The sequence below is a fragment of the Parabacteroides sp. AF14-59 genome (assembly GCF_003479515.1).
Taxonomy (GTDB): Bacteria; Bacteroidota; Bacteroidia; order Bacteroidales; family Tannerellaceae; genus Parabacteroides; species Parabacteroides faecis.
On the sequence record NZ_QUHH01000007.1, the window covers coordinates 65055 to 79461 of the forward strand.

At 47.8% G+C, this 14407-nt stretch carries 6 protein-coding genes; all 6 read right to left on the bottom strand.

Annotated elements, in window-relative coordinates; all coding sequences use genetic code 11:
* Positions 1-43: 43 nt before the first annotated feature.
* From DWW23_RS10070 to DWW23_RS10095, 6 genes are read right to left on the bottom strand one after another with little or no spacing between them, the layout of a single operon-like run.
* On the bottom strand, positions 44-2242 hold the full coding sequence (locus DWW23_RS10070; RefSeq protein WP_122353159.1) for a glycoside hydrolase family 3 C-terminal domain-containing protein: 2199 nt from the start codon (positions 2240-2242) through the stop codon (positions 44-46).
* A gap of 10 nt (positions 2243-2252) precedes the next feature.
* Positions 2253-4754, bottom strand: coding sequence for a sugar-binding domain-containing protein (locus DWW23_RS10075; RefSeq protein WP_122353160.1), 2502 nt, complete (start codon positions 4752-4754; stop codon positions 2253-2255).
* A 13-nt stretch (positions 4755-4767) separates the two neighbouring features.
* Positions 4768-7587, bottom strand: coding sequence for a TIM-barrel domain-containing protein (locus DWW23_RS10080; protein WP_122353161.1), 2820 nt, complete (start codon positions 7585-7587; stop codon positions 4768-4770).
* A gap of 11 nt (positions 7588-7598) precedes the next feature.
* Positions 7599-9986 (bottom strand): alpha-xylosidase, encoded by a 2388-nt coding sequence (locus DWW23_RS10085; RefSeq protein WP_122353162.1) that lies wholly within the window; start codon positions 9984-9986, stop codon positions 7599-7601.
* Between the two features lie 12 nt (positions 9987-9998).
* Positions 9999-11837: a hypothetical protein gene (locus DWW23_RS10090; RefSeq protein WP_233564299.1), complete on the bottom strand. Its 1839-nt coding sequence runs from the start codon at positions 11835-11837 to the stop codon at positions 9999-10001.
* Positions 11838-11866: 29 nt separating this feature from the next.
* Positions 11867-14389, bottom strand: a complete 2523-nt coding sequence (locus DWW23_RS10095; RefSeq protein WP_122353163.1) for a glycoside hydrolase family 9 protein — start codon at positions 14387-14389, stop codon at positions 11867-11869.
* Positions 14390-14407: the final 18 nt, after the last annotated feature.

The window sequence follows — 14407 nt, forward strand, 5'->3', positions numbered from 1 at the left end:
AGCAATAACACATCCCTTGCTCCCTTCTAGAAGGGAAAGTTTACTACTGGATTTCGATAGACATATCAGACTTTATATTTTCTGCAGAGGTAGCCAAATGTAAGACAAAAGTACCCGGTTCTACAACGAATTGCTTCTGTGCTTCGCTGTAAAAAGCCAAAGAACTTACCGGGATATCTATTTCTACCTGTTTACTTTCACCTGCTTTCAGAAAAACTTTCCTGAAACCTTTCAGTTCTTTTACCGGACGCATGACTGAACATTCCGGATCGCTTACGTAGAGTTGGGCAACTTCGGCACCATCTCTTTTTCCGGTATTCGTCAATGTGAAAGTGGCTTTGATCGTTTCCCCCTGGCCATACGTTTTCTTGTCGGTAGCCAGATTTCCAAAAGAGAAGTCAGTATAAGACAGACCATAGCCGAACGGATAGACCACCGGTAACCGTTTCGTGTCATACCAGCGATAACCTACCAGGATATCTTCTTCATATTTTACTTTCAGATCTCTTCCGGGGAAATTACCTAAAGCCATATCCGGAGATTGTTCCAGTGTAACAGGGGTGGTAAAAGGCATTTTGCCACTGGGATTCACCTTCCCGGTAATGGCATCCACCAAGGCATTTCCACCTTCCATTCCGTTATACCATCCCCAAAGGATTGCCGGGGCACAGATATCCAAAACAGCCATATTCACCGGTGAACCGGCAACGATCACCACGATCGTTCTGGGATTGGCTTTGATCACTTCCTGGATCAATTGCACCTGACCGTAAGGCAGTTCCATATATTGACGGTCTGCCGATTCCGTATCATAATCATGGTTTAACCCTCCGACAACAATCGCCACATCGCTGTTCCGGGCTGCGTCGACTGCTTCCTTCAATAACTTCTCATTTACCTGATTTCCATCGGTAAAACTACCGGCATTCTGTCCGTTATTACTTCCTTCGATAAAAGTGGATAGTTTTTCATATCCCTGTGCAAAATTGACTTTCACACGGTCACCCAGTTTCATACGGATTGCTTCCAGCGGAGTGACTTCATACAAAGACTTGATCTCGGAACTCAGTCCACCATCCGAATGCCGACGGGTAGCATTATCGCCGATCACAGCAATGCTTTTCACCGACGAGATATCCAACGGCAGCAGGTTTTCTTTATTCTTCAATAACACAATCGCTTCGGCAGCGGCCTGATAAGCAGCCTGCTGATGCTCCGGCGTATTGATAGAACCCCGGTTAAAACGTTTCTTTGGGTCCAGAACTTTCGTTTTGATCATGACACGGAGTACATTACCTACTTTTTCATCTACCAGGCTTTCAGCCACTTCACCCTTCTTTACCGCCTCTATCAGAGGATTGGCAAAATACCAGTCATCATAATTTTCAATATTGGTCCCCATTTCCAGATCCAGACCGGCAATAGCGGATTTTACCGTACTGTGGGCTGCCCCCCAATCGGTCACATACACTCCTTTAAAACCCCATTCATCACGAAGGATGTCGCGTGCCAGATATTTGTTTTCTGCACACCAATCGCCTTTATATTTGTTATAGGCGGCCATCACGGTCAGGGCACCGCCTTCCTGTACTGCCGCTTTGAATGCAGGCAGATAGATTTCACGGAGGGCACGTTCGCTACATTCCACCTCGACAGTGGTACGGTCCGTTTCCTGGTTGTTCAAAGCGAAATGCTTCACGCTGCATGCGACATCACGGCTTTGCAGTCCCTGGATATACTGAACGGCGAGTACAGAGTTCAGATAAGGGTCCTCGCTCATATATTCGAAGTTACGTCCGCACAACGGGCTACGGATAATATTCACACCGGGACCGAGCAATACGTCTTTTTTACGCCAGCGGGCTTCTTCACCCAGTACTTCCCCACGGTAATAGGCAAGCTCCGGATTCCAGGCAGCCGCAAAAGCCGTACCTGTCGGAAAATAGGTCGACGAATCGGTAGTCCAGTTGGCATATCCCCAGTCATGCCGGTTAATCTCTGCACGGACCCCATGAGGACCGTCGCTCAGGCTCCATTCCGGAATACCTAAACGCTTGATTTCCGAGACATAAAACTTGGAGTTACCATGTAACAAACTAACTTTTTCTTCCAGTGTCATCCGACGGATCAGCTTCTCGATCTGTTTTTCTATCTGCTGATCCTCTTTATTTATAGGCTGTGTACCCGATACCCCAGTGGTCATACAAAAGGAAAGTACAGCCATAGTCATTAATTTCTTCATGTTTTCTTATTTATTCAACTTCTATTTCAGTGACAGCATCCGGTAGTCCGGCGGCTGTTGCTTTTACACGGATACCCCCTTTTTTACCTGTGTTTTGAACAACGACAAGCGCTTTTCCGTAAAACGCATTCCTCTCCGGTTTTTTCAGGCTGTTGGGATCATTCTGATCGCCGTTGTCCGTTCCGGCAATAAACCCGTCTCCTTCCACCGAGAAACGAATCAGGTTATCGGCACGGGGAACCAGGTTACCGGCTTTGTCCCTCACTTCAACGGTTATAAAAGAGAGATCCGTACCATCTGCCTGAATAACCCGACGGTCAGGGAGTAATGCTAGCTCGGCAGCCTCGCCTGCAGTATGGATTTCCTGTGCCAGCACTTCTTTTCCGGCTTTACGCGATACGGCTTTCAGCGTACCCGGTGTAAATGGAACACGCCAGGATACATGGTAGGTACTGTCATTCTTACTATTCGTGCCGAGACTCTTACCATTCAGGAATAGTTCCACCTCATCCGCCTGGTTGTAATAGGCCCAGACATCTACTTCTTCACCCTCTTTCCAGTTCCAATGCGGGAACAGATGCAGGGTCGGCTGGTCGGTCCATTCACTCCGGTACATATAATACACGTCTTTCGGGAATCCTGCCAGGTCGACGACTCCAAAGAAACTGCTGCGACTCGGCCACCAGTAAGGTGTCGGCTCACCCAGGTAATCAAAACCGGTCCAGATAAACATTCCGGAAGCATACGGCAAACGTTTTACCTCGTGCCAGGTTACTTCATGGGTCGATCCCCAGGGAACATGGCAGTTGTCGTAAGAAGAACAAAGGTGTTCAGGACGATCGAAAGGCTTATCCCATGATTCGGGCCAGACATACATTTCGTCGGATGACATCTGGTAATAACCGCGTGTCATCAAAGCCGATGTAGATTCACTGACGATCAGCTTCTTGCCCGGATAGACCTGTGGGAAAGGGGCATAGTCTTTCTCATGGTAGTTGAAACCATACACATCGAGTGCACCGGAACGGAACAGATGGTTGGCCGGATCTACACCGTTATTCCCGGCAGTTACCGGACGGGTAGTATCCAACTTTCTGACAATATCAGCCAAAGCGATCGTGATCAACGACTGGACACTCATTGTGCTATCCTCCAGCAAAGCCGGATCTATCTTATGACCGGCATTCAGGATCAGGTTCGCTTCCTGCAGGCTCAGTGTATCGGCATCCGCATGCGACCATTGTTCAAGTACCTCATTTCCGATACTCCACATGAAAACGGAGGCATGGTTACGGTCACGCTTGATCTGGTCGGTCAGGTCCCGTTCATGCCATTCGTCAAAGTATTGTGCATAATCGTAAGGCGATTTTCGTTTTCTCCACATATCGAACGATTCATCCTGTACCAGCAGTCCCATCCGGTCGCATAGTTCCAGTAATTCGGGAGCCGGTGGATTATGGCTGGTACGGATCGCATTGACACCCATATCTTTCATTATCTGCAACTGACGCTCGATCGCACGTTTATTAACGGCCGTACCCAGGCATCCCAGGTCATGATGCAGACAAACACCCAACACCTTTGTCGGTTCTCCGTTCAGATAAAAACCGGTTGCCTCATCCCACCGGAAAGTACGGATACCGAAGGTTGTTTCATATCGGTCGGTCAGTTGATTTCCGGATCTTACTTCAGTTACAGCAGTATATAATGCGGGATTTTTTATTCCCCACAATTCAGGGGCTTTTACCTCAAGAGTCTGTTTAATAATATCACTACCGTTCTCCGGTAGTTCGACCGGAAGAGAGGTATGTGCAATAACTTTTCCGGAAGGGGCTTTAATGATTGTCGTCAACTCGGCAGTAACTGCAGCTGCATGAGTATTCTTCAGTGTCGTTTCAATCACTACCGTCGCCCTCTCCTGTGCGACATCCGGAGTTGTAATATTCGTTCCGTACTGATCCACATGAACCTGACCGGTTTTAACCAACCAGACATTCCGGTAGATACCTGATCCCGAATACCAGCGTGAGTTAGGTTGCTGCGAGTTGTCAGCCTGTACAACCAGTACATTCTCTTCCTGACCGTATTTCAGATAAGGAGTCATATCATAACGGAACGAGATATATCCGTTCGGACGGAATCCCAGCAGATGACCGTTCAGCCATACCTTACTGCAACGATAAACACCGTCGAAGTCGATATAGACCTGCTTTCCCCGGTCACTTTCCGGTATCTTGAAATGCTTTCTGTACCAGCCCATACCACCGGGCAAGGCTCCGCCCCCGGGTGTCGCCGGATTCTCTTTGGAGAAATCTGCTTCGATGCTCCAGTCATGCGGAAGGTTCAGTTGCCTCCAGCCGGTATCGTCGGCATCCGGAGCGGAAAGATCCGCCTGGTTGTCTGTCAGCGAGAATAGCCAGTCGTTGTTAAAGGAGGTTCTCTCACGTCCCTGCCGGTCGGCCGAACAGGCCGCCAACAAGAGACTAAAGAATACAATTGCTAATTGTTTCATACATGTTAGTTTATCAGGATAACGAAATGGTTAACTGTTCGCCTTTATATACAGCAGAGACTTCCTTTCCCGCCGGATATTCAGGTGTAACAAAGATAACTTTTATATTCCGTTCCATAGCCATTTCAGGGAAAGAACCGGAACGGGTTCCGATAGTCAGTTCCTTTCCTGATTCTTCATAAGAAAGCGGAATCGTACTGTATTCACCTTTTTCATAGGCATAAGTCACCCCATTATCCTCATACAAGGAGAAAGAGGCATCGGCACCGGTATACACGTAGACCGTCAGGTCTTTTTGTTCTTCGGCAGTCGACTGGATCAGTTTACCTGCAGGGATAATGGAGCCGCCGCGTACAAATAATGGCATTTGTTCATACGGAGCAGCAACAGTGCGGGAAGTTCCTCCGGTCATACTTTTACCGGTATAGTAATCGTACCAGACTCCGGCAGGGAAATAGACCTCCCGGTCCCGTTTCTTGTACTGATGAACCGGACAAGCCATAAAGGCCGGACCGAACATAAACTGGTCATCAATAGTATAGGTCTTCTTATCTTCCGCATAATCCATCACCAGGGCACGCATGATCGTATAGTCATTGAAATAGGTCATACCTGCCAGACTATAGATATAAGGCATCAGGCGATATCGTAATTCGGTATAATATTTCATTGACTTGTAGGTAGGCGTTCCTTCCGGTGCGATATTATAGATTTCGCGGCACGGATACTGACCATGGCTACGGAACAACGGGCAGAATGCACCGAACTGATACCAACGGGTATTCAATTCGCGCCATTCGTTCAGGTCTTCGCTTCCTTCTTCCGCCTGCTCATAACGTTTCTCCACACAGAATCCGCCGATATCCATCGTCCAGTAAGGGACACCCGACATCGCAAAGTTCAAACCGGCACTTATCTGAGCTTTCATATCTTCCCAACGGGTACCGATATCACCGCTCCAGGTAGCTGTCGAATACCGCTGCTGTCCGGCAAAACCGGAACGGGTTAACAGGAAAACACGGTTATCCGGGTTTACACCACGCTGTCCGTCATAGATTGCCTCCGCATTCATCAGGGCATAGGCATTGAAATATTTGGTAGAAGGGCCCAGATAAGTCGGTCCGCACAACTTCTTCCGGTAATTCATATCCGTATTGTCCTGTACGTTCGGTTCGGAGGCATCCATCCACCAGGCATCGACACCCAGGCTGTAGAGATGTTCATTCATCTGATTCCAGAACAATTTACGTGCTTCCGGATTGTAGGCGTCATAGAATGAGCCGATATATCCCGGATAGATCCAGTCGCGGATACTGTCTTTAATCGCTTGCTGATACATAGCTCCCAGTTGGTCCAGTTCCTTGTAATGCTCTGTCGTCATATAAAATTTAGGCCATACGGAGATCATGAAACGGGCATCCTTCTCGTGTATCTCCCTGATCATTCCGGCAGGGTCCGGGAAACGTTCCTTGTCGAATTCATGGCTTCCCCAGGCATCTACCGGCCAATAACTCCAGTCCTGAACGATCACATCCAATGGGACCTGGCGTTTCCGGTATTCATTCAATGCTGTCAGCAATTCATCCTGTGTTTTATAACGCTCACGGCTTAACCAATACCCCATGGCCCATTTAGGCATCACCTGGCTTTTACCGGTTACGGAACGATATCCACTGATCACCTCATCCATATTTTTACCGTTGATAAAGTAATAGTCGATCTGATCACCCATCTCGCTCCAGAATGCCAAACGGTTCTGTTCGGCTTCGGGCAACGGACTCAGCACCTTCAATCCCAAATAAGAGACACCACCATCCGGAAGCCATTCGACCCGGATCGGATAACGCTTTCCTTTTTCCAGACGAACTTTGGTTTTATAATCGTTCGGGTTCCAGGCAGTACGCCAGCGTTCGGCGACCACTTCTTTCCCATCGATAAAGACTTTCGTATATCCGGCATAATGTAGTTTGAAATGATGTACACCGCTTTCTGTTGGTTCTATCTCTCCTTCCCAGGTGGCATAAGCCTCATTGGAAGGAAATTTCTCCGGAAAATTCTTGATCGTTACCAGATCTTCATAATTGATTTTGTCCTCTTTTCGGATCAAAGGTTGTACCGAAGAGGTCCGATCCTTATAATAAGTAGCGGTCAATGCACCGGCCTGCCCTTCCTTATCATACAGTTTAAAGACATCGCCCAGTTCAGCATAGGGGCGTTTATCCCCGAAACGGCTCAAGGAATAGTTATGCCAGAGTATTCCATACCCTTTGGTGGAAACGATAAAAGGAACGCTTACTTTCGTATTGTACTGGAACAGTTCTTCGTTTTTTCCTTTATAATTGAACTCGTCGCTCTGATGTTGTCCCAGACCATACAATCCTTCCTCTTCGTCATTTTCAAAAACCTGACGAAACGAATAACCATTGGTTCCTTCCACCCGCACCGGGGTGAATTCTTTCCCACCTCCATTCTGTTCACGGAGGATCAGGTTCCCTGCCTTATCCGTGAACCAAACTTCGCCTGTTCTCTGTAATAGACGGGCCTGTAAAGTAGCTGTTCCAAGCGTGATGGTATCCCCGTTCCGGGTGATCTCAAAAGCTGGGACAGGTAACTGATGCGTGTCTTTGATCAGATTTACACTTTCTTCAAATATGCCTGTTGGTGATGCCATCACCCGGATTACATCGTCGGTAATCACTTCCAACTTAACGGCTTTTGTCTCGCCGGAAGTAATAGGGACGATTATTCCATTCTCTGTCTGTCGGACAGCATCCGACTGGCAGGCAGAGAACAACAGCGTTCCGAAGGTAAGACATACAATCGCTTGTTTCATATTCTATCTTATTAGTCTGTCACTTTAAATTTCACTTTTCCTTCCAGGCCGTCGGCTTTCACCTGATGCCCTTTTACAGAGACTGTCAACGGATGAAGCTGATTGTCTGACGGCAGGCAAACCAGTCCGGTTGCTTCGGTTGCATCGGAAGCATAGATTTTCAGTTCGAGCTGGCTCCAATCCATCTCATCTGTATTTTGTGCCAGTTTGATATGTGGCAATACGGAACCGTCACGAACCAGGATCACAGCAGGTATTGTTCCTGTCTGAATAGTATGCCAACCTCCGGCATACGTTTTTCCGGTCTGGTAATCGATCCATTTACCTTCCGGCAGATAGACATCGCGTTCGGAACCGCTTTCCATCATCGGGGCGACCAACATCTGGCTACCGAACAAGTATTCATCTTCAACCAGCCATGCACCGGCATCATGCGGGTATTCCACAAAGAGAGCACGCATCATCGGAAGACCTTTCTCCGTACATTCTTTTGCCTGTGCATAGACATACGGCATCAGTTTATATTTCAATTCCGCATTCTGACGGAAAGCTTTCAGGAATCCTTCATTATACAACCAGGGTTCTGTAGGAGGTGCACCGTGTGCACGGGTGTGAGAACATAGGAATCCCATCGGTAACCAGCGGCGATAAAGTTCCTCCGGAGTAGATGTTACAAAGCCTCCGATATCATGGCTCCAGAAAGAGAATCCGCTCAAACCGAAAGACAGACCGCCACGCAATGTTCCCAACATACCCATATCTGTATTCTCTGCATCACCGCCCCAATGTAACGGGTAACGCTGTGAGCCTGCCCAGGCACTACGCGCCCAGATAATATTTTCGCCATGTACGTCCTTGATAATATCGGCAACAGCCTTGTTATATCTCAACGGATAAAGATTATGCTCATAAAACCCGCTTTTACCGGAAGCATAAATGCCATTGAACGGAGCGGCTTCACCGAAATCGACCTTGATAGCGCCTACCCCCATCTTAATCAGGTTGGCCAGTTTGTCCTGGTACCACTTAACCGTATTCAGATTGGAGAAATCCAATACAACATCTTCATAAGGAAGTTCTCCTTTACCATTCTTCACATACAGGTCCTTTTCAATCAGCTCGCTAAAGAAACGGTTCTTCGGCGTGAAATAAGGCAACTGCCACAAACAAGTATGGAAGCCTTTCTTTTTCAGATCATCCAACATCAGTTGCGGATCGGAGAAGCGGTTCGGAGCAAACTGGTAATCGCACTGCCAGTCGGTTTCAAACCAGCCGGTATCAAAGTGAATCACATCAGAGGGGATCTTATGCTTACGCAGGTTTTCTGCTACGTCGTATCCGTCTTTTTGTGAGAAATAAGTGATGCGGCTCATCCAGGTTCCGAACGACCACAGAGGCGGCATTCCCGGCTTACCCACAATCTCCGTATATTCATTCAGAATATCTTTCGGTTCTCCGAAGAAAACGAAAAAGTCCATTGTCTCATCACCCATGAATAGCTTATTGACATTGATATTGGTCGCACCAAAGTCGCAGGTCACCGGGGCGGAGGTATGCATGAACATACCATAGCCGCGGTTACTCATAAAGAAAGGAATGGGTTTATATTGCTGGTCGGTTTCGGGTCCTTGGGGGTCGGTTACAAACAGGTGTACTTTCTGTCCCACTTTATTCAGAGGGCCGAAAGACTCACCGCAACCGAAAATCTTTTCGTTCGGAGCCAGAGAGAATACAGGATTAATGCTCCGGCTGTTATCCGATCCGCGTTTGATAAAATTGAACGGGACAATCTTAGCCTGGGTCGAGTCGTTATCATGCAATGTACGGGTCTGCGTCATAATCTTGCCCTTCGCATCACGCAAAACGATACGCCAAGGGTTCTTTTCAATGGTTATACTGCCGTTGGCATTTGCATATGTCACGGCATTCCCCGTTTCTGTTCCCTTCCAGGAGCTGTCTTTGCCTGGTTCTTTGGCAAGCATCAGGGAGGTTTCATCCTTCGGTTCCACCGGTGTCGTTAACATCCGGACGCGGACCGTACGGGGAGAGACAAAGTCGATAGAGAATCTTAATTCGGGATCATTTACATAAGCTGTAAAGGGGAAATCCTGCATTTTCAGCGGTACAGGCAATACTGTATTTGTATTGAACGCCTGGCGGCTTTCCAGCGTGTACCGTTTCCATCGAACGGTACCGCTGGCTTTTGCTACATCAAATGATGACAATTCATCTGCAAAGAAAAAGATGTTGGTGAAATCACCGAAATCGGTGCTCATATCTTTCGCCTGGTTCATCAGATACTGTGAACCCGAATTAATCTGAAGCTGTGCCTGTGACTGCAAAGGTAATCCACCCAAAGCAGCTAAAGTTAATGACAGAAATAATTTCTTATTTTTCATGATCTATCTGTTTTAATATTTGAATACACGGTACGAATGAGGCATAAGCGTCAGGCGGAACCTTTTGGACGAAGTTTCTTCACTAACCGGAACCACAACGGAATCGTCGACGATATCAGTCAGTTGCTTTACTCCCTCATCTGTGATCACCCGGATCGTGACAGGCTCATCATTGAATGATTCCACAATGAATGTCCCGTTATCATAAAGAAACAGGCTCACTTTGGACGGTGCCTCGATACGCACAGGCAGATCCTGGCTCATCACCCGGCGGAATATATTCAGTACGCCTTCGGGAAGATCGTATAGATTTCCCATATCGTCCGGAATAGTGATCACGTACAAACTACCTTTCGAATAAAGAGCCCGAAGCAACATCGGATATCCACTGACACCACCTTTGAGAGGACGCCCGGCACTTGCCAGCTCCCAGGCATCGTTTGTCTGGTAACGAACCTGAGGAATCAACAGGTCACGACCGGATTTACCCAAAGGCCCGAAATCATTCACCAATGCTTTCAGATCCGAACAACGTAATTCGGCAATTTCGGCGATCTGTTCCGGTATAGCTTTCAACAGGCTACTGGTAATCACTATATCTCCGCCTTTCTGTAACTGGGCCTTCATCTTTGGAAGCAGCACCGGATCATATTTAGCCTGTTCAGTCAGCAAAACGACTTGCTGATCTGTCGGGAATTCGGGATACATATCCATCGGCAGGCCGATCATTCCCAGATAATTCGGAAGAAAGTCATCCCCCAGCGAATGATAAGGTTTGTAAGACTTAATCCCGACCGGCTTCCCGAGCTTATGGACAAACTTATCTATTTGTTCGAAAGTCACACCGGCTGCACGGGCAATCGTAGTTGGCTGCACCTGTTGTCCGGCGGTTGATCTGACCGGCTTCATCATCTCATCGTAATTAAAACTGGTCCCTTGTCCCTGCCAGGGAGTACGGTGCTCCGGTTTGATCTTTACATCCAGCAGTTGGTTATAGGCAAAAAGGATCATTTCAGGAGCTTTGGCGAACATGGTCAGCCAAAGTTGTTCAGCATACCGGTCCATCCCCAGTTCGGAACCACCGGCATCCACCCAACCACCTCCGTTATGACCGGGGCGCAGATTCTCATAATACCGAACCACATTATAGCTCAGATAATTTTGCAAATGCTGTGCATTACCCGGATCACGGGTTTCCGTTCCGGTCCATACACCGTCAAACAACCGGGGACCGTTCTTCAGATCGAATCCCAATCCCTGGAAATGATCGTACCAGTTCGGATATTTGATAATCACCTTTACATTCGGATTGACTTTCTTTGCCGGTTTCAGAACCAACGTCTGACCGGCTTCAGTCATCAGTTTAGTGCGGTAATCACTCCAGCTCTGACTGCCTTTGGCCTTGATTTCTATATCCGATTTACAGCTGGTAAAGAAAAAATCATCCAGGATAAAGTCATCGAAATGCCTGGCTGTATGTTCAGCTATCTCCTGTACCATCTTCCGATGTTCGGGATCGGAATAACAGAAAGTTTCAAAGTTATTCGCTTCATTGATCGTATAGGTAATGCCGCCACCCACTTCGATTCCCCGGTCGAGGAAGTACTTCTTTGCCTGTTCCAGGGTTTCATCGGGAACGATCAACAGGTCACGGTGCGTCTCCAAATAGATTTTATCGACCTTTACCTGTTGAGAGATTATATTCCAGGTGGAATCCAGCCACGCAAGATCTTTCATCTTCTCTACCTCATATGCGCGGGTATAAACCGAGACTTTGAAGCTCCGGTAATTACCGGCAAAAATGGAAGAGGAGATCAGCAATACTGACAGAAGATAATATATTCGTTTCATATTCATTGAAATAAATGCGTTTTACAATCCTATTTTTCATTTAGTATCTTCCGGGCAGCCAACACCATATACATAAAGTAAGAAGCCTCGCCCCCCATACAATACTCACCTTCCTGCCAGATGAACGGATACGGCACCAGTTCCGGCAGGTCGGGACGGATCAGGACTGTTCCCGGAGTAACTCCACCCGGTATATAAGAACCATCGGCGCGATTCACCCCATAAGCCACTGTTGCCGAATTCGCTCCGATACCGGAAGCAAAAGAAACCGTGTTACTTCCCGGATGACAGCCCAGGATAAAGTTGATTGCATTGAAAATATAATCTGGTGTGAACAGATCAGGATAAGCATCCTGCAGGAAGCAGTAATAATAGCCTAGCGTCTGCACATCCCAGGAACCAGAACTCAGGTTTCCACGATCTTCGGGTACGCCGTATGGAGTCTGTAATTTCATTTTCTCATACTGGTCACGAACGGTAACCAATGCTTTACGGATAGACTGCGAGAATTTCTTATCATTCACCGCTTTATCGAAACGACCGATAAACCAGCCGAGACGATCGATGTGCTGAACGATATAATCCTGTTCGGCCAGCACATATTCCTTATAGGAATTATCGCCGGTTGTCAGATACAGTTCGACTGCCGCATGTATTTTAGCTCCTTTGGTCCGCTCATCAGTCCGGGTGATTCGGTACAGTTCTTTCGCAGCATCCAATGCCTGTGTACTCAATGTATCGTTAAAGTTTTTCAAAACCCGGGAGATTGCTGACAACTGGGCAGCAGTCGTCAGTTCGCGATACGGGTTATCCTCTGTGAATACCCAACGATCGTCTTCATTTCCAGTCACATTGTCGGTGTGGGCACTGGCATCTCCCAGATGGACGTACTGGCGGACACTGTTACAGATAATCCCGCGGTAAAGACGTCCGAGAGCACGATAACCTGCCACAACGGTCAATGCACCGTTCTCCACCTGCTGCAACAAGTCCGGTTTGCCGTCCGGCTGATGAATCTCGGTAACCCTTTTATGATGATCGATCGTTGTCGCGTCGTAATCGATACCGAAATGTTCATACGCCAATGCCAGGATATAAGCCTCTCCTGCCTGCGATTCCACGCGGAGGTCATAGTCACCGGCATCATGCCAGCCACCGATGGTCAGACCGGGTACGATATCACCCGGCTGGTATTTAGTAAGTGTAGACGCACCTGAAGAATATCCGTCGATATGGCTCAGGTTCACAGGAGCCATACGGGCATCATCCATATGACAAAGGTCATGCCAGACACGGTATTTTTCGTTCACCCGCATATGACACATCTGGATCGGCAGGAAGTACTCCAGTTCCGGCTGCCAGACGCCACGTTCATAAATGTCTTCGGCAATACGGAATACAGGAGAAACGGATTCACCATAACGAACCTGATACAAACCTTCTTCCCGGATAGACGAAAAGTCGAAACGGAGATAGTTGTACCGCAAGAATTTACCCCATTCCTGTGCCGGGCCGTCCAGGACAAGTTCTTCACCTGCATCCGTAATTTTATAAAGAGCCGGTTCACCGATCTGCTTATCACGGCTATCCAGTTCGATCACAGCCATCTTCGGCTGATCCGGATGGTAACCGACCTGCGAAGTCTGTACTACCGGCGTATACATCCAGTCTTTTACTACATTCGGAGTGATCACCCACTTGATCGCGTTCCTGGAAACACCCGCCGGTATCTCTGTCCGCAGAACAAACCAGCCGTTGTTATGATTCATACGTCCGTCATAAAGGATCAGGTCTCCGATTTCTGAACGGACCGTCACTTTGTTGTAAGGATCAGCCGGATTCATGGTGAATTTCTCACCACGGGCATAAGGGGCGGCTATAATATCGTCGGCAATCATCGGGTTGTAGGTGCCGTCACCCAAAAGATGTTTCAGGTCGACCTTTCCTTCCGGATTAAAGTTACCGAGCCATTGGGTATTCGATTCGCAGGAGATTGTCGGACCATTCGCCTGTGCAGGAAAAATACCGGCCTTATGATCCATGATCCAGGGTTTTCCCAGAAGGGAACCCGGGTAAAGCTCGAGGTTAAAACCTATTTTTCCTTCATATTTCTGAGGGACGGGGGTATCCAGATCGACTGTTACGATGACATTGTCACCCTCTCCTGCTACACGGATCGTGTACTGGAATACAAAATCCGGATAAAGGGTCGGGTTAAAACCTGTCATGTGCCTGGACGAATCGGGATAACTTAACGTAACAGTTATACTGTTATCCGCCTCATTCACCTGGCGGCTCCGCAGAACGGGAAGCGGTTGCCATTGCCCCTGAGAGGTCTCCAGACGGATATCGCCACTGGCAGCCACACGGTTGTTGTTCATAATAATAGTTACGCCGGTTTGTTTGCCCTCCGGATAGACATCGCTGAAAGCCATTACATCTACACCTTCATTACGAAGATAACCGGCAGGATCGAGTTTGAATTCCTGCGCCTGAAGAGGGTGGAATTGTATCAATGCTAATAAGCCGATGCTTGTCAATATGTTCTTCATGATATGTATTCTTTTATA

Excerpts from the sequence above, each read along its gene's own strand:
- DWW23_RS10070 (WP_122353159.1), bottom strand. The coding sequence starts at position 2,242 with ATGAAGAAATTAATGACTATGGCTGTACTTTCCTTTTGTATGACCACT.
- DWW23_RS10075 (WP_122353160.1), bottom strand. The coding sequence starts at position 4,754 with ATGAAACAATTAGCAATTGTATTCTTTAGTCTCTTGTTGGCGGCCTGT.
- DWW23_RS10080 (WP_122353161.1), bottom strand. The coding sequence starts at position 7,587 with ATGAAACAAGCGATTGTATGTCTTACCTTCGGAACGCTGTTGTTCTCT.
- DWW23_RS10085 (WP_122353162.1), bottom strand. The coding sequence starts at position 9,986 with ATGAAAAATAAGAAATTATTTCTGTCATTAACTTTAGCTGCTTTGGGT.
- DWW23_RS10090 (WP_233564299.1), bottom strand. The coding sequence starts at position 11,837 with ATGAAACGAATATATTATCTTCTGTCAGTATTGCTGATCTCCTCTTCC.
- DWW23_RS10095 (WP_122353163.1), bottom strand. The coding sequence starts at position 14,389 with ATGAAGAACATATTGACAAGCATCGGCTTATTAGCATTGATACAATTC.